Source organism: Thioalkalivibrio sp. (genome assembly GCF_041685615.1).
In the GTDB taxonomy this organism is placed as follows: Bacteria; Pseudomonadota; Gammaproteobacteria; order Ectothiorhodospirales; family Ectothiorhodospiraceae; genus Thioalkalivibrio.
On record NZ_JAWLFK010000034.1, the window covers coordinates 1 to 19,936 of the forward strand.

The following is a 19,936-nucleotide window of genomic DNA, read 5'->3' on the forward strand; positions in this document are numbered from 1 at the left end:
GGCCTTCCATCCCGACCTCCTGGTGGACTTTGCTACCCTGACCGGGGCCGCGCGGGTGGCCGTGGGGACCGAGATCAGCGCCTGCCTCACCCAGGACGAGGGCTGGGCCCGGGCGCTGGTCGAGCCGGCCCGCGAATGGGACGACCCGATCTGCCAGCTGCCGCTGCACGCGCCGTACCGCTACATGCTGGACAGCGATGTGGCGGATATCGCGAACAGCTCCAGCGGTGGCTTCGCCGGCGCCATCACGGCCGGGCTGTTCCTGAAGGAGTTTGTCCCCGAGGGCACCACCTGGATGCACTTCGACATCATGGCCTTCAACGAGCGCGCGCGGCCGGGGAGGCCCAAGGGCGGCGAGGCTATGGGCCTGCGGGCGTTGTTCGCGGCGCTGGAGTCGCGCTACGGGCAGGCCGGGTAACGGGCCGGGCAGGATGAGCGATGCCCCTTGCCACCCTTCAATCCCTGTCCGTCGCGGTCAGATGAGCTTGAGATCGCTGCGGGCGCGGATGATCTTGCGCAGGGCGATCAGGTAGGCCGCGGTGCGGTAGTCAAGGATCTCGCCGTTGCTTTCCACCTCGCGGACCTCGTGCATCTCGCGGAAGGCCTCGCGCATGGTGTCCTCGAGACCCGAGCGGACCAGGTCGATCTCCTCGGCCCCGCGCACGACGGCGTCACGGATCCATTCCGGGATGCTCTCGTTGGTCATCATCTCGATGGCCGTGACGATGTGCTGGCCCTGGGCCTGGTCATACCGGCGTTCCAGGCGCCCGAAGCTCATGTGGGAGAGGTTCCGCACCCACTCGAAGTAGGACACGACGACGCCGCCGGCGTTGACGTAGACGTCGGGCAGGATCGTGACGCCCCGGTTCCGCAGCGCCTGATCCGCCTCCCAGGTGCAGGGACCATTGGCGGCCTCGGCGATCAGGCGGGCCTGGATGCGGTCGGCATTGTCGCGATGGATGGCCCCTTCTAGTGCGGCGGGGATCAGGATGTCGCATTCGCGTTCCATGATGCGGTTTCCATCGCGCACGAAGTCGACCCCCGCAAAGCCCTCCATGGTGCCGCTGCGGCGCACGTAGTCGTGCAGCGCCTCGACATCGATGCCGTCTTCGGAATAAACCCCGCCATCGCTCTTGATGACGCCGACAATCTTCGCGTGGTCGTCGTGCTGCAGGAAGCGCGCGGCGTAGTACCCCACGTTGCCAAAGCCCTGGATGATGATGCGCTGGTCGCCCAGACCGCCTTCGAACCCGGCCTCGCGGGCCGCCGAGCCTTCGCGGAAGAAGGCCTGAAGCGCATACTGCACCCCGCGCCCGGTTGCCTCGAGGCGACCGACGATGCCCCCGAGCTCGACCGGCTTGCCGGTGACCGAGGCGGCATGGTCCAGGTCCTCCGGGTGGCGCTCGCGATAGGTCCCCATGATCCAGGCCATTTCGCGCTGGGAGGTCCCGACGTCCGGGGCGGGGACGTTCTGGGCAGGGCTGATGTAGCCGCGCTGGATCAACTCGTGGGCGAAACGCCGGGTGATGCGCTCCATCTCGTACTCGTCGTATTGCTGCGGGTCAATCCGCAGTCCGCCCTTGGAACCGCCGAAGGGGATATCCACGATGGCGCACTTGTAGGTCATCAGGGCCGCCAGTGCCTCGGCGTGTCCCTGGTCCATGGTCGGGGCAAAGCGCAGCCCGCCCTTGGATGGCATTCGATGCGAGGAATGCACGGCCCGCCAGCCCTTGAACACCTCGATGCGATCGCGAAAACGGATCGGAAAGCTCACCTGAATGACGGAATCGCAGGTCTTCAGCGCGTCCCGGGCACCCTCGGGCAGCTCGAGGTACGCCATGGCCCGGTCGACCATGTGTGAGACACTATCGAGAAAGGTTTCAGGGACTTCGCTTTCCGACATGATGGCAATCCTTTCTGGTTTGGCCATGCCGCCCGCACGGCATGGAGGCCTCGCTGATGAGTGACGCGGGACCGGCTCCCGACCCGCGGTTTTCGGTGGCACCGATGATGGACTGGACGGACACGTGGTGTCGCCGGTTCCACCGGCTGCTGACCCGGCGGGCATTGTTGTACACCGAGATGGTGCATGCCAACGCGGTGATTCATGGCGATCGCAACCGGTTGCTGGGCTATTCGCCGGTGGAGCACCCGGTGGCCCTGCAACTCGGCGGTTCCGAACCGGCCACGTTGGCCGACGCCGCCCGGGTCGCCGCCGAGTGCGGCTACGACGAGATCAACCTGAACGTCGGGTGCCCTTCCGACCGTGTGCAATCGGGCGCGTTCGGCGCCTGCCTGATGGCGCAGCCAGGCCTGGTCGCCGATTGCGTCGCGGCGATGCAGCAGGCCGTGGATCTCCCGGTCACCGTCAAGCACCGGATCGGCATTGATGACCAGGATTCGGAGGCGGATCTGCATGCCTTCGTGGAACGCGTGGCGGCGGCCGGTTGCCGACACTTCGTGGTGCATGCGCGAAAGGCCTGGCTGCAGGGGTTGAGTCCCAGGGACAATCGCGACGTCCCCCCGCTGGACTACCAGCGCGTGTACCGCCTGAAGACGGAATTCCCGGACCTGACCATCGTGCTGAACGGCGGACTGGACGATGTGCCCGGCGCCCGCATCCATCTGGAACACGTGGACGGCGTAATGTTTGGCCGCAAGGCCTATCACGAGCCCTGGAGCCTGGCCGCGGTCGATCGCCTGTATTTCGGCGTGGCGCAGGCGCCCACCCGCGAAGCGGTGCTGGACGGCATCCTGACGTTGGCGGAACAGATGCGTCGCGACGGCATTCCGCTGGCGCGCCTGACGCGTCACATCCTGGGGCTGTTCCACGGCGAGCCCGGGGCCCGCCGGTGGCGCCGCATCCTGACCGAGGGTGCCCACCAGGCGGACGCCGGGCCGGAACTGATCGAGCAGGCGGCGCAAGCCTGTCTGCCCCGGGCCGCCTGATGGCTCCCGCCGGGTGCGTCCGGTTATTCGGCCGGGTCGTCCGGCGCGAGCCAGCCGGCCTCCAGCCCGTCCGCGAGGATCTGCCGGATCGCGGGAATCGCCTCCACCCACTCCGCGATGCTGAGCGTTTCGGCGCCACAGAAGGCCTCGAGCACTTCGGGTGCGACGGCCTGTGCCGGATAGTCAGTGCCAGCGATGCACAGCACCGGCCCGTCCGGGCCGCCGAACCATGCGCGCCGCACGCCCGGATGAACGACGAACCGGGTCGCCGGGGTCGCGCGGGCCGCGTGCGATGGGTCTTCCGGGGTGAGCTCCACGTTCCCGGCGGGGCGGGTCAGGAAACGGCCCAGGTAGGCGTCCAGATCGTGGTCCTCGGCCGCCAGCAACGCGCGCAGGGCCTCGCGGAGTTCGCCCCGGTCCGCCGCCGGGATCTCGGCGGCATGCGCGGCCGGATGCCGGCCGGGATCCTCGAAGCGCGCCTGGTCGCCGATCACGTTGGCGCGTTCCTCGAGAAAGCCGGTCAGGACATCGAGGATGGTCGGGGCACGGAAGCCGACCGACCAGGTCATGCACGCCTCGTCCAGGGACATGCCGTAATGCGGCAGGCCGGGCGGCAGGTAGAGCAGGTCCCCGGCTCCCAGTTCCCAGGTCTCGGTCGGCTCGAACGCTTGCAGGATGGCCAGCGGGAGGTCGTCGTGGCACGCCAGTGATCCGGGCGGGTCCTGGATCTGCCAGCGGCGCCGCCCGGCGGCCTGGAACAGGAAGACGTCGTACTGGTCCACATGCGGGCCGACCGAGCCGCCGGGCGGGGCATAGGAGATCATCAGGTCGTCCCGTCGCCAGCGCGGGACGAAGTCGAAGCGTGCGAGGAACTCGGGGCCTCCGGGCCAGAAGCGTTCCACATCAGTGACCAGCAGCGTCCAGTCACGCTCGGGCAGCTCGCCCAGGCGCTCGGCATCGAAGGGCCCGTACTCGACATCCCAGTCCTGGCGGTCGACATGACCGCTCACGATACGGCTGGCGGCGTCGGCATCGGTCGCCAGCCCGGCAAGGTCGTCGGGCTCGATGGGGTTGTCGAAGCCGGGGATGGCGCCGCGCACCAGCAGCGGGCGCTGCTGCCAGTAGTCGCGCAGGAACTCGGCGGGGGTGAGGCCACCGAGCAGTGCGAGTGGTTGGTTCGGGTCCGGGGCCGGCATGCCGCGCGCCGGATCAGATGTCGCGGGCAAGTCGGTCGGCGATGCCGGTGTAGGTGCCCGGTGTCAGCTCGCGCAGGCGGGCGCGGGCCTCTTCCGGGATGGCGAGTCCATCGATGAACGCCACCAATGCCTCGGGGGTGATGCGCTGTCCGCGAGTCAGTTCCTTGAGCTTCTCGTAGGGAGACTCGATGCCATAGCGGCGCATGACCGTCTGCACCGCCTCGCCGAGAACCTCCCAGTTCTGGTCCAGATCCTCCTCCAGACGGCCCGGCTCGATCTCCAGCTTGCCGAGCCCGCGGCCGAAGGCCTTGTAGGCGATCAGCGACCAGGCGAACGCCGGACCGATGTTGCGCAGCACGGTGGAGTCAGTCAGGTCGCGCTGGAAGCGCGAGACCGGCAGCTTGCTCGCCAGGTGGTCGAACAGGGCGTTGGCCAGGCCCAGGTTGCCCTCGGCGTTCTCGAAGTCGATCGGATTGACCTTGTGCGGCATGGTCGAGGAGCCGACTTCACCGGCCACGACCTTCTGCTTGAAATACCCCAGCGAGATATAGCCCCAGATGTCACGCGCGGCATCCAGCAGGATGGTGTTCGCGCGCATGAAGGCGTGGAATAGCTCCGCGAGGAAGTCGTGCGGCTCGATCTGCGTGGTGTGGGTGTTCGGCTGCAGGCCCAGGCCCTCGATCATCCGCCGCGACAGGGCGGGCCAGTCAACCTCGGGGTAGGCGACGCTGTGGGCATTGAAGTTGCCAACGGCGCCATTGATCTTGCCGCGGCAGGCCACCCCGGCGATCGCGGCGCGCTGGCGCTCCAGGCGGGCGACCACATTGGCCAGTTCCTTGCCCATGGTCGTGGGGGAGGCCGGCTGGCCGTGGGTGCGCGCGAGCATCGGCTGTTCGGCGAAGCGGCCGGACAGTTCGCGCAGCGGGGCGAGCACGGCATCCAGGGCCGGCAGCATTACCATGTCACGGGCCTCGCGGACCATTACGCCATAGGCGAGGTTGTTGATGTCCTCCGAGGTGCAGGCGAAGTGCACGAACTCGATCTGGCTCTGCAAGTCCCCGCGGTCCGCCATTTGCTCCTTGATGTAGTACTCGATGGCCTTCACGTCGTGGTTGGTGGTGGCCTCGATCTCCTTCACGCGAGTACCCGCCACTTCGTCGAAACTGAAGGCGATCTCGTCGAGGAAGGCGCCGGCCTTGTCGGTCAGCGCCGGGACCTCGGGGATGGCCGGTTCGGCGGCCAGGGCCTTGAGCCACGCGATCTCCACCCGCACGCGGGCCTGCATCAGGCCCTGTTCGGAGAAGTAGGGGGCCAGGTCGCGGGTGTGGCGGGCGTAGCGGCCGTCGACGGGGCTGATCGCGGTCAGGGGGCTCAGGGACATGGGATTTCCGGGGTCGGGTTCGGGACAGGCGGCGCAGTATACTAAGGCGATCAGGTGCAATACAGCACCGCGCCGGCCCAGCACGGTGCACGGCCCGCCGGAGTGGGCATGGCCCGGACTCTGGCGACCGGCGCGGACCCAACCAGGAGGAAGGCATGTCGAAGCCCGCAATGCGTCAGGAACGGGACAGTCTCGGGCCGGTCGAGGTCCCGGCACACGCCCTTTGGGGCGCGCAGACCCAGCGTGCGCTGGACAATTTCCGGATTGCGGAGCGTCCCCTGCCACCGGCGTTTATCCGCGCCCTGGCACAGACCAAGGCAGCCTGTGCCGAGGCCAACCAGGCCCTGGAACAGCTGACGCCCGAGGTGGCCGGCCCGATTGTGGCGGCGGCCGAGGCGGTCGCCAGCGGCGAGCATGCCGACGCGTTTCCGGTGGACGTCTACCAGACCGGCTCCGGGACCAGCAGCAACATGAACATGAACGAGGTGATCGCACATCTGGCCTCCACCAGTTCGTTGCCGATTCATCCCAACGATCACGTGAACCGCTCGCAGAGTTCGAATGACGTGATCCCGACCGCGCTGCACGTGGCGGCCTCCGTCCAGCTGGAACAGGAGCTGATTCCGGCCCTGCGCCACCTGATCGCCACCATCGCCCGGCGCGAGGGTGACCTGACGTCGATCGTGAAGACCGGCCGTACCCACCTGATGGATGCCATGCCGGTGCGCCTGAGCCAGGAGCTGTCCGGCTGGCGCACGCAGCTCGAGCTGGACGTCGAACGCCTGCGCGAAACCCGTACCCGGGTGAATCGCCTGGCGATCGGCGCCACGGCGGTGGGCACGGGTATCAACGCCCCCGCCGCCTTTGGTGACCGTGTGGCCCGGCGCATGGCAGAACGCACCGGCATTGCCTTTGAGCGCGAGCCCAACGGGTTTGCGGCCCTGGCCAGCCAGGACACGGCAGTCGAGCTGTCCGGCCAGCTGCGCACCACGGCCACCAGCCTGATCAAGATTGCCAACGACCTGCGCTGGATGAACTCGGGCCCGCTGGCCGGGTTGGGCGAGATCGCGCTGCCGGCCCTGCAGCCGGGCAGTTCAATCATGCCGGGCAAGGTGAACCCGGTGATACCCGAGGCCGTGATCATGGCCGCACAGCAGGTAATCGGGCTGGACGCCGCGATTGCCGCCGCGGGGCAGGGCGGCAGTTTCCAGCTGAATGTGGGGTTGCCGCTGATCGCCGACAACCTGCTCAACCAGACAAGCCTGCTTGCGCGGGCGGCCGGTCATCTGGCGGATCGGGCCATGGCCGGCTTTACGGTGAACGAGGATGTGCTGCGCGCCGCCCTCGATCGCAACCCGATCCTGGTGACCGCCCTGAACGCGGAGATTGGTTACGAGGCCGGCGCCCGCATCGCCAAGGAGGCCTACGCGACGGGGCGGCCGATCGTGGACGTTGCGGTGGAACACACGGACATCCCGCGCGAACGCCTGCAGGCGCTGCTCGACCCGGCGGTCCTGACCGCTCCGCAGGACGGATAGGGGACGGACCGTTCCCCGGCGGCCTTTACCGTCGGGGAACGATCAAGCGGTCTCGACGGGCAGCACCACGGCCGGGCGGAGCAGCTCCCGGAAATCGGCAAACCGGACCGGGTACGAATAGAAATAGCCCTGGGCCGTATGGCAGTCGAGCTCTTGCAGGACTTGCGCCTGACGCTCGGTCTCTACGCCCTCCGCGATTACGTCCAGACCCAGGGTGCGGGCCATCAGCACGATCGCGCGCACGATCTGCGCGTGACCCTCGCCCTGGTCGAGGTCCTTCACGAAGGAACGATCGATCTTCAGGGTATCGGCGGGGATCTGCTTGAGCTGCATCAGCGAGGCGTGCCCGGTACCGAAATCGTCGACCGCCAGGGACATGCCCACCTGGCGCAGGCGCTGGAAAACCCGGGCGGCACCCTGAGGGTCGTCCATGATGCTCGTCTCGGTCAGTTCAAGCTCGATGCAGCGGGGCGGTATGCCAGCCTCGCGGATAATACGGTGGAAATCCCCGGCGAGGTCCGGTTGGCGCAGCTGGCGGGCGGAGACATTGATCGCGACGCGCGGCAGATCTTCCTCCGGCATGTGCAGGGACTGAATGTCCCGGCAGACCCGGCGCAGGACCCATTCCCCGATCTCCTCGATCAGGGTCATGTCTTCGGCCAGCTCGATGAAGTGTCCCGGCGGGAGCAGGCCCAGTTTCGGGTGCTGCCAGCGAATCAGGGCCTCCGCGCCAATGATGCGTCCAGTCGCGAGTTCCACCTTCGGCTGGTAGTGCAGCACGAGCTGGTCATTGGCGATGGCCTGGCCCAGTTCGTTCTCCAGCTCGAAGTGGCGGAATGTCCGGGCATTGAGATCCTGGGTGTAGAAGCGGAATCCGTTGCGGCCGCGCTGTTTCGCCTCGTACATCGCGGCGTCGGCGTTGCCCAGCAGGGTGTCCGGATCCTCGCCGTCGTAGGGGTAGACCGCGATTCCGCAGGAGACACTGCTGACCACAGGCTGGTCGAAGATCTGGCGTTCCGTGGCCGTCTTGCGCACGACGTCGGTGACCAGACGGACCACCCCCTCCAGTCCCTGGCCGTCCTCGACGAGGATGCCGAACTCGTCGCCGCCCAGGCGCGACAGCGTGGTCCGCAGGTGGCGGCCCGAACGCTCGCGGGCCTGGTTCAGGAGTTCGGAGAGATCCTGGGCGACCTTGCGGATCAGTTCGTCGCCCGCGCGGTGGCCGAGGGAGTCGTTGGTGCGCTTGAAGTTGTCGAGATCCAGCAGGATCAACGCCACATGCCCCGCATTGTCCGCGTGGCGCTCCATGGCCTGTGACAGCCGGTCGTTAAACAGCATCCGGTTGGGCAGGTTCGTCAGCGAATCGTGCGACATGTGGTGCAGCAGCTCGCGCGACTGGCGTTCCGTGATCCGCTGAAGGGCTTTCTGGCGCCGGTCCATCATCTGGAACAGGTCGGCGCTCTCCAGCGCGTAGGCGGTGTTGAACAGCACCATGGTCAGCGTCGACAGGATCATCTCGTAGCGCTGCAGCTCCGCCTGGCGGAAGCGGGCGACGAACATCCCGCGAATGCGCGTGCGCGTGGAGACGACATGCAGCATCACGCTCTCTCCGTCGACCGGCGAGGGGAGGCAGACCGGATGATTCTGATGCAGTGCCCAGGAAAACTGGCCGTCCCGGATCAGCTCTTCAACGGTGTCCGCGAGGTCCGGCTTCAGCTCGCCCGGTCGTTCCTGGTAGGCCAGGTTGAAGGAACAGTCGTTGTCCAGGACATACACGCCCATGTCCTGCGTCGGGAGCAGGCGGCGGATGGACTCGATGGTGTTCTGGATGATGAGCTCGGGGCTGCGGTTGCGATCGGTGTCGCCAAAGATCGCCGTGGTCGAGGCGAGCACATCCATCGCGTAGGCGTTGGCCTCCAAGGCCTCCTCGAGGAAGCGGATGCGCTCATGGAGGGCATTGACCTCCTCGGGCGTTCGGTACGATGGGCTCATGCAACCGCGTCCTTTGCCTGCATACGGGCTCAGTCGAGGAGGATCGCCTGCATCTGGTCCAGATGCTTGCGGGCGTGGCCGATGATGTCTTCATAGATCGGCATCTCCAGGCCGATCCGGTCGAAGGTCTCGGGGGCGACCGGCGGCACGAACCGCTCGCCGGAGGATCCCAGCCGCAGCGAATTCGCGATGCTGTCGGCGACGTGCACGATGGCGGTCTCCACCGGAAACGCGCGGGCCTCCTCCGGGGCGTGGTGGTAGCGCGTGGCCTCCACCTGGGCCGGGGCCATGCCCCATTCCTCCAGCAGGGCGGAGCCGATCGCCGCGTGGTCGAAACCGAGCAGTTCACGCTCGGCCTCGAACAGCAGGCACTGCTCGCGCTCGCGGATGTTGATCAGTTCCTCGGTGCGGTTGCCCAGGCGCAGGAACAGCAGCAGCCGTCCCAGGTCGTGCATGATCCCGTACAGGTACAGGCGCTCGATGTTCGCCTCGCGCCGGAAACGCGCGATGGACCGACTGAGAACGCCCACGGCGATGCTGTGGCGCCAGAAGGATTCCATGTCCACACCGATCACCGGCAGTCCGCGGAAGTGCTCGATGACGATCGTCGACAGCACGATCTGGCGCATCTGCTGCAGGCCGATGATGGACACTGCCCGGTGTAGGGTGTCGATGGGTTCCGGGAACCCGTACAGGGAGGAGTTGGCCATCCGCAGCGTCTTGGCGGCGATGGTCGGGTCCAGCTCCACCGCCTCCGTAATCCCGGCCACGTTGGCGGTCGGGTCGCTAAGGCGCGTGAAGATCGTGTTGTAACTGCCGGAAAAGCTGCACAGCGCGTCGTCCTGCTCGAGAAACTCGGCAACCGTCATTACGCACTCCGGGCGTTGGGGCCGCGGCGCATCAGCTCGTCCAGCAACTGGTCGCGGGCCAGGCGGTAGATCCCGTCCATCGGATGGGCCGTCACGTCACAGTGACGAAAGCGCTCGGAGAGGATGGTATCGGCCTGTTCCTCCATCTCCGGCGTGGGCCGGGCGGCAGCCGGGGCCTCCGGGGGTGCGTCCTGGCCGTCATTGGCCGCCGCATGTTCGTCCTCGACGATCTCGACGGTACTGATGCCCCAGGACAGCAGCACGCGAATCTGCTTGTCCTGTAGGACCATGCCGGCGGGGATCAGGAGACGGCCTGAACGGTCGTGCACCGCCGCCGCCAGCGTCTGGCCGGACTGTATCGCCTCCGTGGATATCCGTCGCCCCATGGGTCAGACCTTATGCGGAAGCCGCGAGCTGGCGCAACACGTAGGGGAGAATGCCACCGTGGCGGAAGTAGTCCACCTCCTGCGGGGTATCCAGGCGCACGCGAACCGTGAAGGTCTTGCGCTGGCCGTTGTCGTCCACGGCCGTGACCGTGGCCTCGCGGGCTTCGCCGTTCTCCACACCTGTAATGCCGTAGGTCTCGTGGCCCGTCAGTTCATGGCTGGCCGCGTTCTCGCCGGGGAGGAACTGTAGCGGCAGCACGCCCATGCCGACGAGGTTGGAGCGGTGGATGCGCTCGAAGCTCTCGACAATGACCGCCTTGACGCCGAGGAGCAGGGTGCCCTTGGCGGCCCAGTCGCGCGAGGAGCCGGTGCCGTATTCCTGGCCGGCGATCACGATCAGGGGCGTATCTTCTTCCTGATAGCGCATGGCCGCGTCGTAGATGGACATCTGTTCGCCATCCGGCAGGTGCTGGGTCACCCCGCCCTGGGTACCCGGTGCCAGCAGGTTGCGCAGGCGCACGTTGGCGAACGTGCCGCGCATCATCACCTCGTGGTTCCCGCGGCGGGAGCCGTAGGAATTGAAGTCGGCCGGCTTCACGCCCTTGGATTCCAGGTAGCGACCCGCCGGGCTGTCCTTGGCGATGGAGCCGGCCGGGGAGATGTGGTCGGTGGTGACCGAGTCGCCCAGCAGGGCCAGCACGCGCGCGCCCTGGATGTCATGCCAGGGCATCGGGGTCATGCCCATGCCCTTGAAGTAGGGCGGATTGCGCACGTAGGTCGAATCTTCCTGCCAGTCGAATCGCTCGCCCTGCGGGGCCTCCAGATTGCGCCAGCGGTCCTCGCCGGAATAGAGGTCGCCGTAGGCGCTCGTGAAGCTGCCGGCACCGACATGGCTGGCCACCGTCTCCCGCACTTCTTCCGTGCTCGGCCAGATGTCCTTCAGGTAAACCGGGTCCCCGGCGGCGTTCTCGCCGATCGGATCGTTGTACAGGTCGATATTGCTGCGCCCCGCCAGGGCATAGGCAACCACTAGCGGCGGTGAAGCCAGGAAGTTCATCTGTACCTCCGAATGGATGCGGCCCTCGAAGTTGCGGTTGCCGGAGAGCACCGCGCTGACGATCAGGTCGTCCTTGATAATGGCCTCGGAGATCGGTTCCGGAAGCGGACCGGAGTTGCCGATGCAGGTGGTGCAGCCGTAGCCGACCACGTGGAAGCCCAAGTGCTCGAGGTCCTTCAACAGACCCGATTTTTCGAGATAGTCGGTGACGACGCGCGAGCCAGGGGCCAGGGATGTCTTCACCCACGGCTTGACCTGCAGGCCAAGTTCCCGCGCCTTGCGGGCCACGAGACCGGCCCCCAGCATCACGGACGGATTGGAGGTGTTGGTGCAGGAGGTGATCGCGGCAATCACGATATCGCCATGATCCAGCGTAAAAGTCTCGCCGTCCATCTCGATAGCGGTGTGGTGGGGCTCCTCCGCCTGGTGCTCTACGCCCACTGCGGTATGACCGCCCTCGGCGGCGAAACGCTCCGCCTCGTCCGGTTCGTCGGCGCCGCTGTCGCGTTCCTTGAGCATGGTGTCCAGGTGGCGGCTGATGGTGGCGCCGGCCTGGCTCAGGAGGATACGGTCCTGCGGGCGCTTGGGCCCGGCCAGACTCGGCTCCACGGTGGACAGGTCCAGCTCCAGCATGTCGCTGTAGCGGGCGATCGGGGCGTTGTCGTCGCGCCACAGGCCCTGGGCCTTTGCGTAGGCCTCGATGAACTCGATGTGCTGGGCGTCGCGCCCGGTCAGGCGCAGATAGGTCAGGGTCTCGTCATCAATCGGGAAGATGCCGCAGGTGGCGCCGTATTCCGGCGCCATGTTGGCGATGGTGGCGCGATCGGCCAGCGGCAGGTCGGCCAGACCGTCGCCGAAGAACTCGACGAACTTGCCGACCACGCCCTTCTTGCGCAGCGTCTCTACGATCACCAGCACCAGGTCGGTGGCGGTCGCGCCCTCGGCCAGCTTGCCGGTCAGGCGGAAGCCCACGACCTGCGGGATCAGCATGGAAATCGGCTGGCCGAGCATCGCGGCCTCGGCCTCGATGCCGCCCACGCCCCAGCCGAGCACGCCCAGACCGTTGATCATGGTGGTGTGGGAGTCGGTCCCGACCAGGGTGTCGGGGTAGGCCATGCAGCCACCCTCGGCCTTGTCATCCACGAACACCGTGCGCGCCAGGTACTCGAGGTTCACCTGGTGGACGATGCCGGTATCCGGCGGCACGACCTTGAAGGTATCAAAGGCCTGCTGGCCCCATTTGAGGAAGCTGTAGCGTTCGCGATTGCGGGAATATTCGAGCTCCGCGTTCAGGTTCATCGCGTTGGCGTTGCCGTGCGCGTCCACCTGCACCGAATGGTCGATGACCAGCTCGGCCGGCTGTAGCGGCGTGATCTTCTTGGGATCGCCCCCCAGAGCCTCCATTGCATCGCGCATCGCGGCCAGGTCGACGACCGCCGGTACCCCGGTGAAGTCCTGCAGCAGCACACGGGCCGGGCGGAACGCGATCTCCTGGGAGGGTTCCGCCTTCGGATCCCAGTCCAGCAGGGCCTCGATGTCGGCACGGCGCACAGTGCGCTCATCCTCGAAGCGCAGCAGGTTTTCCAGCAGCACCTTCAGCGCGAAGGGCAGGTCCTTCGCCCGGGCGTCGTCGGTGATCGGCACGTAGCGGCATTCGCGGCCGCCGGCGGACAGGGTGCGGGTGTTCTTCGGGTCAGCGTGGCTCATGTGCGTCTTCCGCGTTCAGGTATTGAGTCGGTTGAGGATATGATTCGCTTCGCGAATCAGCCGCTTGCGGCCGAATAGAAGTTTCCAGCGCGATCCGCCGGCCTGACGCCAGAGGACCGCGGCCCGGATCCCGGCCAGCAGGAGCGCGCGGATGCGCGCTGCGGTTTCGGGAGTGGACAGGTTGTTCTGTTCGCCCTGCACGATGATGCGCGGGCCGAGTTCGGAGATGGTCTCCTTGTAGATCTCGGCCAGCCGGGCTATCACGCTTTCGTGCGTAATGTGGAAGTAGTCGATCTGGCGCTGGGCGCCCTGCAGGCCGTCGGTCAGCTTCTGCAGCATGTCGTCGCGCTTTTGCAGCTTGCGCTCGAGGAAGATCAGCCCGATGGCGTAACGGGTGATCTCCATGTCCGGCGGCTTGCTGCCGTTCTGCAGCTGGCTCTCGATGCGCTCCAGGCCACTGCGCAGGCTGACCGCCTCGCGGTAGACCGCCTCGGGGGTCTCGGCGTCGAAGGCGAACAGGCTGCCGACCAGGACCTCGAATTCGTATTCGTCGCAGCTTCCGCGCCAGGCCAGATCCTTGACCAGGCTCGCGCACTGGAAGAGGGCGGCCAGCGCGAGGGTTCGATTATGATCGGAGCGATCCAAGCCAGTCGATTCCTTGGGTAGGCGGGGTGGGGATGCCGGGTGGGCTCACTATACCGGAAGTGGCCCGGATGACTCACGGGTCAGACGGCATCCATCGTGCTGCGCGTGGCGATCACGGCGCCCCCCAGGCAGACATCGTCGCGGTAGAAGGCGATGGACTGCCCGGGGGTTGCGGCACGCTGGGGGGTGTCGAAGACAACCGTGGCGCCGGCGGCATCCAGGCGCTGTACCCGGCAGTCCTGCAGGGGCTGGCGATGGCGCAGCCGGGCCATCAGCGGCGTACCGGGAGTGGGTGCCTCGTGGATCCAGTGTGGGGGTTCGGTCATCAGCGAGGGGCTCATCAGCCGCGGATGCCGCGGGTCCTGGGCGACTACCAGGACGTTGGCCGCGAGATCCTTGTCGACGACGTACCACGGGGCCTCGGCGAAGCCGTCGACCCCACCGATCCCCAGGCCCTGGCGCTGGCCGAGGGTGTAGAACATCAGGCCCTGGTGGCGACCGACCACCTGGCCCTCCGGGGTGTGCATCTCGCCCCCGGTTGCCTTCAGGTATTGCGCGAGGAAGTCCCGGAAACGTCGTTCGCCAATAAAGCAGATGCCGGTGGAATCCTTGCGGGCGTGGTTTGGCAGGCCCAGTTCGCGCGCCCGTTCCCGGACCCGGTCCTTGGGGATGTCGCCCAGCGGGAACAGAGCGGGGCGTAGCTGTTCCTGGGTCAGGGTGTGGAGGAAGTAGGTCTGGTCCTTGTTGGCATCGGCTGCCGTACACAGTTCGCTGTAGCCGGCGTGGTGGCGCACCCGGGCGTAGTGACCCGTGGCGATCCGGGTGGCGCCCAGCTCGCGGGCGTGGTCGAGGAACGAGCGGAACTTGATCTCACGGTTGCAGAGGATGTCCGGGTTCGGGGTACGTCCGGCCTCGTATTCATGGAGGAACCGTGCGAACACCCGCTGGCGGTAGTCCTCGGCAAAGTTTGCCTTGTGCAGCGGGATTTCCAGGCAGTCGGCGACTTCGCGGGCCATCGCGTAGTCGGCCTCGGCGGCGCAGTATTCGGCGTCGTCGTCATCCTCCCAGTTCTTCATGAACAGGCCTTCGACGCGATAGCCGGCCTCCAGCAGGCAGCTGGCCGCGACGGCAGAGTCGACCCCGCCGGACAGGCCGATGATGACGCGCTCGCGATCGGTCATTGCGCGGCGGTCCGCACAAGGCTGCCGACCGCCGCCAGGGGCAGCCGCAGGCCCTCGCGGTATCGGCGGATGCTGCGCATCACCAGCGGGCTGCGCAGCGGCCAGTCGCGCTCGGCCGTCTCGGGGGTCAGCCAGTGCAGGGCATGGATCGCCGGGTCGCGCGGCGTGGGCGATGGCAGCGGGGTCGCCGCACCGGAGAAGGTGACGCGCAGGATCACGGCCCCGCCCGCCAACTCCAGCAGGTCACAACCCAGGGTGGCGTCGGGCGTGAACGCCATGCAGGTTTCCTCCCGGACCTCGCGCACCACCGCGTCGACCAGATCCTCTCCGGCATCCAGGTGTCCGGCCGGCTGGTTCAGGACCCGGCGCCCGCCATCGGTTTCCTCGACGAACAGGAACTGACCATCGTGTTCGATCACGGCGGCCACGGTGATGTGACAGGGGAGGCGGTCGGTCATGCGGCGAATGATAACGCAGCCGCCGGGGCAGGCCGCCATTCCGGAACGCGCAATCCGTATCCCTTCGCCCACCGGAAACGGCGTTTCGGCATGTATAATCGAGCCATACGCAATCAGCCAATCGATTTTCTCGAGTTCCGCACAAGGAGTTTGCATGGCCTACCAGCACATTCAGGTCCCGGAGAAGGGTGAACGCATCACCGTCGATGACCAGGGAAAGCTGCAGGTGCCGGATCATCCTGTGATCCCGTACATCGAAGGTGACGGGATCGGTGTGGACATCACCCCGGTGATGCGCCGGGTGACCGATGCGGCGGTGGAAAAGGCCTATGGCGGCAAGAAGGCCATCGAGTGGATGGAGGTCTATGCCGGCGAGAAGGCGACGCAGGTCTACGATGACAACTCCGGGCTGCCGGACGAGACCCTGCAGGCGGTAAAGGACTATCGCGTCTCCATCAAGGGCCCGCTGACCACCCCGGTCGGTGGCGGCTTCCGCTCCCTGAATGTGGCGCTGCGCCAGAAGCTGGATCTGTATGTCTGCCTGCGCCCGGTGCGCTATTACGACGGCACCCCGAGCCCGCTGAAGGAGCCGGAGAAGACCGACATGGTGATCTTCCGCGAGAACTCCGAGGACATCTACGCCGGGATCGAGTTCGAGTCCGGCACGCCGGAGGCCAAGAAGGTCATCGACTTCCTGCAGGGCGAGATGGGTGTGACCCAGATTCGTTTCCCTGACACCGCCGGAATCGGCGTGAAGCCGGTTTCCAGCGAGGGCACCAAGCGCCTGGTGCGCAAGGCCATCGAGTACGCGATCGATAACGACCGTCCGTCGGTGACCCTGGTGCACAAGGGTAATATCATGAAATTCACCGAGGGTTCGTTCAAGGCCTGGGGCTACGAGCTGGCGCGCGAGGAATTCGGTGCGAATGATCTCGACGGCGGCCCGTGGCAGACCTTCAAGAATCCGAAGACCGGGCGCGAGATCGTCGTCAAGGACGTTATCGCCGACGCCTTCCTGCAGCAGATCCTGCTGCGTCCGGAGGATTACTCGGTGATCGCCACGCTCAACCTCAACGGCGACTACATCTCGGACGCGCTGGCCGCCCAGGTGGGCGGCATCGGGATCGCTCCGGGTGCGAACCTGTCGGATACCACTGCCATGTTCGAGGCGACTCACGGGACCGCGCCGAAGTACGCCGGCCAGGACAAGGTGAACCCCGGCTCGCTGATCCTGTCTGCCGAAATGATGCTGCGGCATCTGGGCTGGTCCGAGGCGGCTGACCTGGTAGTCAAGGGCATGGGCGGTGCGATCAGTGCCGGCGAGGTGACCTACGACTTCGCCCGGCTGATGGACGACGTCGAGCCGATCGCGTGCTCGGCATTCGGCGAAGCAATGATCAAACACATGTGACGAACGGGCAGCAGGTGGTCGGAGTGTCCGTAAGGGCACTTGGCCCCAGCCTGGAACCATTCGAGGATGGAGACGACCCAAACGAGTAACCGCTGAAGGCGTGAGTTCGACCGATGAGTGAAGACAAGCCCCAAAACCCCGATCGAGACGACTCGGTAACGGTCGAAGAATCGAGGCCGGAGCTCAAGCCACCGCGACAGTACAAGGTGGTCTTGCTCAACGATGATTTCACGCCGATGGAGTTCGTGATCGAGGTACTGGAGACCTTCTTCAGCATGGATCGCGAAAAGGCCACCCGGGTGATGCTGCACGTGCACACGCGCGGCAAGGGAGTATGCGGCATCTTTACCCGGGATGTGGCCGAGACCAAGGTGGCGCAGGTGAACGACTACGCCCGCAGTCATCAGCACCCACTGCTTTGCTCGATGGAGGAGGCCTGACTCCCATGCTCGACAAGGAACTCGAATTCAGCCTGAACATGGTCTTCAAGGAGGCCCGCGAAAAACGTCACGAGTTCGTGACCGTTGAGCACTTGCTGATGGCGCTGGCGCAGAATCCCAGCGCGGCCACGGTGCTGCGGGCGTGCGGGGGTGATCTTGATCGCATCCGCGACGAACTGGAGGCCTATATTGACGAGAACACGCCGCGGATCCCGCCGAACGATTCGCGCGAAACGCAACCCACGCTGGGTTTCCAGCGCGTGCTGCAACGGGCGGTGTTCCACGTGCAGTCCAGCGGACGCAAGGAAGTGTCCGGCGCCAATGTCCTGGTCGCACTGTTCGGCGAGCAGGACAGCCAGGCCCTGTATGTATTGGGCCAGCAGAATATTTCGCGCCTGGATGTGGTCAATTTCATCTCGCACGGCATCTCGAAGGTCGGCGAGGACGAGCTCGGGGCGCAGCCCAGCCCGAACGAGTCCCAGGCCGAGCCGGTGGAGGGCGAGCGCGACGACAAGACCAACGCGCTGCAGCTCTATGCCAGCAACCTGAATGACAAGGCAGCCAGGGACGAAATCGACCCGTTGATCGGTCGCGATCACGAAATCGAGCGGACCATCCAGATCCTTTGCCGCCGGCGCAAGAACAACCCGCTGTTGGTGGGCGAGGCTGGCGTCGGGAAGACTGCCATTGCCGAGGGTCTCGCCCGGCGCATTGTCGATGAGCAGGTGCCGGAGGCGATCGAATCCGCGACCGTCTACGCCCTGGACCTCGGCGCGCTGGTGGCGGGTACTAAGTATCGGGGTGACTTCGAGAAACGTTTGAAGGGCGTGCTGGCCCAGCTCAAGAAGGAGCCGGGGGCGGTACTGTTCATCGACGAGATCCACACCATCATCGGGGCCGGCGCGGCCTCCGGCGGGGTGATGGACGCCTCCAATCTGATCAAGCCGATGCTGGCCTCGGGCGAACTGAAGTGCATCGGATCCACCACCTATCAGGAATACCGCGGCATCTTCGAGAAGGATCGTGCTCTGGCGCGCCGCTTCCAGAAGATCGAGGTCCCCGAGCCGACCGTGGACGAGACCGAGCAGATCCTGCGTGGACTCAAGTCCCGGTTCGAGATGCACCACAACGTGCGCTTCACCAAACCGGCCCTGCGCGCCGCGGCGGAACTGGCCGATCGCTACATCACTGACCGCTTCCTGCCGGACAAGGCGATCGACCTGATCGACGAGGCCGGGGCTAGCCGGCAGCTGCAGCCGGTCAGTCAGCGCAAGAAGACCATCAGCGTGCAGGATATCGAGACCATCGTGGCCAAGATCGCACGCATCCCGCCGAAGTCGGTCTCCAGCTCCGACAAGGAGACGCTGCGCAACCTCGACCGCAACCTTAAGATGACCGTATTCGGTCAGGACGAGGCCATCGGGACCCTGGCGACCGCCATCAAGATGGCGCGCTCCGGGCTGGGCGACATGGACAAGCCGATTGGCTCGTTCCTGTTTGCCGGCCCGACGGGGGTGGGCAAGACCGAGGTCACGCGCCAGCTGGCGCAGCAGATGGGTATTCACCTGGCCCGCTTCGACATGTCGGAATACATGGAGCGGCACACCGTGTCCCGCCTGATCGGGGCCCCCCCGGGCTATGTGGGCTATGAAGAAGGTGGTTTGCTGACCGACGCCATCCTGAAACATCCGCATTGCGTGCTGTTGCTGGACGAGATCGAGAAGGCGCACCCGGATGTCTTCAACGTGCTCCTGCAGGTGATGGACCACGGCACGCTGACCGATGCCAACGGCCGCGAGGTGGACTTCCGCAACGTGATCCTGGTGATGACCACCAACGCCGGCGCCGAACAGGCGAGCCGCCCCTCCGTGGGGTTCACCCAGCAGGACCACTCCAGCGATGCGATGGAGGCGATCAAGCGGACCTTCACGCCGGAGTTCCGCAACCGCCTGGATGCCACGATCCAGTTCGGCCCGCTGGACGAGGCCACCATTCTGAACGTGGTGGACAAGTTCCTGATCCAGTTGCAGGCTCAGCTCGACGAGAAGAAGGTACACCTGACCGTGGAGCCGGAGGCGCGGGCCTGGCTGGCCGAGCACGGCTACGACGCGAAGATGGGGGCGCGGCCGATGGCGCGCACGCTGCAGGAGCACATCAAGAAGCCCCTGGCCGACGAGCTATTGTTCGGGCGCCTGGCGCATGGCGGGGAAGTGGTGGTGCGGCTGGGCGATTCCGGCCTGGAGCTGGACATCCAGGAGGCGGCCGTGTCTTCCTGACGCGACGGTTTGGCGTAACGGGACTCACAAACGAAGAAGCCCCGGTCTGGCCGGGGCTTCTTCGCGGGAGAGGGAACTTACTTGTTGCGGTAGACGATGCGGCCCTTGGTCAGGTCGTAGGGCGTCATTTGCACGATCACCTTGTCACCGCGCAGGATCCGGATGTAATGCTTGCGCATCTTTCCGGAGATGTGCGCCGTGATCGTGTGCCCGTTTTCGAGCTCCACCCGGAAGGTGGTGTTCGGGAGTGTCTCGACGACGGTGCCCTCCAGCTCGATTTCGTCTTCCTTCGCCATACAGTTCCTCTCGTATTGAATCAAGGTGGCGACATTATCCGGATGCACCGGCGGAACACAAGTTATGACGGGCTTCGCGCGGCTCGACCGTCGCATGGGAAGGCTGGCTGAACCGGGTGGTGCCCGCCGTGACGTGCCCATACCCCGCGTTTGC

The 19,936-nt window shown here is 66.2% G+C and carries 16 protein-coding genes and 1 pseudogene; 6 read left to right on the forward strand and 11 right to left on the reverse strand.

The window, feature by feature from the left end; genetic code table 11:
• A pseudogene (locus ACESLR_RS08095) lies at nucleotides 1–418 on the forward strand (leucyl aminopeptidase family protein); the annotation flags it as partial.
• Between the two features lie 57 nt (nucleotides 419–475).
• Here the strand turns inward: ACESLR_RS08095 and ACESLR_RS08100 are convergent.
• The gene (locus ACESLR_RS08100; protein WP_373024215.1) at nucleotides 476–1,903 is read right to left on the reverse strand and encodes a Glu/Leu/Phe/Val family dehydrogenase; all 1,428 of its coding nucleotides are present in this window, start codon (nucleotides 1,901–1,903) and stop codon (nucleotides 476–478) included.
• A gap of 56 nt (nucleotides 1,904–1,959) precedes the next feature.
• Here ACESLR_RS08100 and dusA point away from each other — a divergent pair, with 56 nt between their 5' ends.
• Nucleotides 1,960–2,949 (forward strand): tRNA dihydrouridine(20/20a) synthase DusA, encoded by a 990-nt coding sequence (gene dusA, locus ACESLR_RS08105; RefSeq protein ID WP_373024214.1) that lies wholly within the window; start codon nucleotides 1,960–1,962, stop codon nucleotides 2,947–2,949.
• Between the two features lie 23 nt (nucleotides 2,950–2,972).
• Here dusA and ACESLR_RS08110 read toward each other — a convergent pair whose 3' ends face one another.
• Entirely contained in the window at nucleotides 2,973–4,145 is a 1,173-nt protein-coding gene (locus ACESLR_RS08110) for a JmjC domain-containing protein (protein ID WP_373024213.1), read from the reverse strand.
• 13 nt (nucleotides 4,146–4,158) lie between these two features.
• Nucleotides 4,159–5,526, reverse strand: a complete 1,368-nt coding sequence (purB, locus tag ACESLR_RS08115; protein ID WP_373024212.1) for an adenylosuccinate lyase — start codon at nucleotides 5,524–5,526, stop codon at nucleotides 4,159–4,161.
• 155 nt (nucleotides 5,527–5,681) lie between these two features.
• On the opposite strand from purB, the gene ACESLR_RS08120 reads away from it, so the two are divergent.
• Nucleotides 5,682–7,064 carry a class II fumarate hydratase gene (locus tag ACESLR_RS08120; protein WP_373024211.1) on the forward strand — a complete coding sequence of 461 codons (1,383 nt, stop codon included), beginning with the start codon at nucleotides 5,682–5,684 and terminating at the stop codon, nucleotides 7,062–7,064.
• A gap of 42 nt (nucleotides 7,065–7,106) precedes the next feature.
• Here ACESLR_RS08120 and ACESLR_RS08125 read toward each other — a convergent pair whose 3' ends face one another.
• The 7 genes from ACESLR_RS08125 to ACESLR_RS08155 all read right to left on the reverse strand — a co-directional run bounded on the left by ACESLR_RS08125 (nucleotide 7,107) and on the right by ACESLR_RS08155 (nucleotide 15,359).
• Nucleotides 7,107–9,056, reverse strand: coding sequence for a putative bifunctional diguanylate cyclase/phosphodiesterase (locus ACESLR_RS08125; RefSeq protein WP_373024210.1), 1,950 nt, complete (start codon nucleotides 9,054–9,056; stop codon nucleotides 7,107–7,109).
• A gap of 29 nt (nucleotides 9,057–9,085) precedes the next feature.
• A complete protein-coding gene (locus tag ACESLR_RS08130) occupies nucleotides 9,086–9,925 on the reverse strand; it encodes an HDOD domain-containing protein (protein ID WP_373024209.1) in 840 nt (279 codons plus the stop codon).
• Nucleotides 9,925–10,254, reverse strand: a complete 330-nt coding sequence (locus ACESLR_RS08135; RefSeq protein WP_373024251.1) for a hypothetical protein — start codon at nucleotides 10,252–10,254, stop codon at nucleotides 9,925–9,927. Before ACESLR_RS08135 ends, ACESLR_RS08130 begins: the two co-directional genes overlap by 1 nt.
• A 67-nt stretch (nucleotides 10,255–10,321) precedes the next feature.
• The gene (gene acnA, locus ACESLR_RS08140) at nucleotides 10,322–13,075 is read right to left on the reverse strand and encodes an aconitate hydratase AcnA (RefSeq protein ID WP_373024208.1); all 2,754 of its coding nucleotides are present in this window, start codon (nucleotides 13,073–13,075) and stop codon (nucleotides 10,322–10,324) included.
• 15 nt (nucleotides 13,076–13,090) lie between these two features.
• A complete protein-coding gene (gene hflD / locus ACESLR_RS08145; RefSeq protein WP_373024207.1) occupies nucleotides 13,091–13,720 on the reverse strand; it encodes a high frequency lysogenization protein HflD in 630 nt (209 codons plus the stop codon).
• Nucleotides 13,721–13,800: 80 nt separating this feature from the next.
• Nucleotides 13,801–14,901 (reverse strand): tRNA 2-thiouridine(34) synthase MnmA, encoded by a 1,101-nt coding sequence (gene mnmA / locus ACESLR_RS08150; protein WP_373024206.1) that lies wholly within the window; start codon nucleotides 14,899–14,901, stop codon nucleotides 13,801–13,803.
• Nucleotides 14,898–15,359, reverse strand: coding sequence for an NUDIX domain-containing protein (locus tag ACESLR_RS08155; protein WP_373024205.1), 462 nt, complete (start codon nucleotides 15,357–15,359; stop codon nucleotides 14,898–14,900). Before ACESLR_RS08155 ends, mnmA begins: the two co-directional genes overlap by 4 nt.
• 154 nt (nucleotides 15,360–15,513) lie before the next feature.
• Between ACESLR_RS08155 and icd the strand changes: the two genes are divergently transcribed.
• From icd to clpA, 3 genes are all read left to right on the forward strand, one after another.
• Nucleotides 15,514–16,770 carry an NADP-dependent isocitrate dehydrogenase gene (icd, locus tag ACESLR_RS08160; protein WP_373024203.1) on the forward strand — a complete coding sequence of 419 codons (1,257 nt, stop codon included), beginning with the start codon at nucleotides 15,514–15,516 and terminating at the stop codon, nucleotides 16,768–16,770.
• Nucleotides 16,771–16,883: 113 nt separating this feature from the next.
• The gene (gene clpS, locus ACESLR_RS08165) at nucleotides 16,884–17,210 is read left to right on the forward strand and encodes an ATP-dependent Clp protease adapter ClpS (protein WP_024327344.1); all 327 of its coding nucleotides are present in this window, start codon (nucleotides 16,884–16,886) and stop codon (nucleotides 17,208–17,210) included.
• Between the two features lie 5 nt (nucleotides 17,211–17,215).
• Nucleotides 17,216–19,486, forward strand: coding sequence for an ATP-dependent Clp protease ATP-binding subunit ClpA (clpA, locus tag ACESLR_RS08170; RefSeq protein ID WP_373024202.1), 2,271 nt, complete (start codon nucleotides 17,216–17,218; stop codon nucleotides 19,484–19,486).
• A 77-nt stretch (nucleotides 19,487–19,563) separates the two neighbouring features.
• On the opposite strand, the gene infA is transcribed toward clpA, so the two are convergent.
• The gene (gene infA, locus ACESLR_RS08175; RefSeq protein WP_012982660.1) at nucleotides 19,564–19,782 is read right to left on the reverse strand and encodes a translation initiation factor IF-1; all 219 of its coding nucleotides are present in this window, start codon (nucleotides 19,780–19,782) and stop codon (nucleotides 19,564–19,566) included.
• Nucleotides 19,783–19,936: the final 154 nt, after the last annotated feature.

What these genes read in the sequence shown, in the direction of transcription:
- ACESLR_RS08130 (WP_373024209.1), bottom strand. Translation starts at nt 9,925, where the DNA reads ATGACGGTTGCCGAGTTTCTCGAGCAGGACGACGCGCTGTGCAGCTTT.
- ACESLR_RS08110 (WP_373024213.1), bottom strand. Translation starts at nt 4,145, where the DNA reads ATGCCGGCCCCGGACCCGAACCAACCACTCGCACTGCTCGGTGGCCTC.
- infA (WP_012982660.1), bottom strand. Translation starts at nt 19,782, where the DNA reads ATGGCGAAGGAAGACGAAATCGAGCTGGAGGGCACCGTCGTCGAGACA.
- clpA (WP_373024202.1), top strand. Translation starts at nt 17,216, where the DNA reads ATGCTCGACAAGGAACTCGAATTCAGCCTGAACATGGTCTTCAAGGAG.
- ACESLR_RS08155 (WP_373024205.1), bottom strand. Translation starts at nt 15,359, where the DNA reads ATGACCGACCGCCTCCCCTGTCACATCACCGTGGCCGCCGTGATCGAA.
- purB (WP_373024212.1), bottom strand. Translation starts at nt 5,526, where the DNA reads ATGTCCCTGAGCCCCCTGACCGCGATCAGCCCCGTCGACGGCCGCTAC.
- dusA (WP_373024214.1), top strand. Translation starts at nt 1,960, where the DNA reads ATGAGTGACGCGGGACCGGCTCCCGACCCGCGGTTTTCGGTGGCACCG.
- acnA (WP_373024208.1), bottom strand. Translation starts at nt 13,075, where the DNA reads ATGAGCCACGCTGACCCGAAGAACACCCGCACCCTGTCCGCCGGCGGC.
- ACESLR_RS08100 (WP_373024215.1), bottom strand. Translation starts at nt 1,903, where the DNA reads ATGTCGGAAAGCGAAGTCCCTGAAACCTTTCTCGATAGTGTCTCACAC.
- icd (WP_373024203.1), top strand. Translation starts at nt 15,514, where the DNA reads ATGGCCTACCAGCACATTCAGGTCCCGGAGAAGGGTGAACGCATCACC.
- ACESLR_RS08120 (WP_373024211.1), top strand. Translation starts at nt 5,682, where the DNA reads ATGTCGAAGCCCGCAATGCGTCAGGAACGGGACAGTCTCGGGCCGGTC.
- ACESLR_RS08125 (WP_373024210.1), bottom strand. Translation starts at nt 9,056, where the DNA reads ATGAGCCCATCGTACCGAACGCCCGAGGAGGTCAATGCCCTCCATGAG.
- clpS (WP_024327344.1), top strand. Translation starts at nt 16,884, where the DNA reads ATGAGTGAAGACAAGCCCCAAAACCCCGATCGAGACGACTCGGTAACG.
- mnmA (WP_373024206.1), bottom strand. Translation starts at nt 14,901, where the DNA reads ATGACCGATCGCGAGCGCGTCATCATCGGCCTGTCCGGCGGGGTCGAC.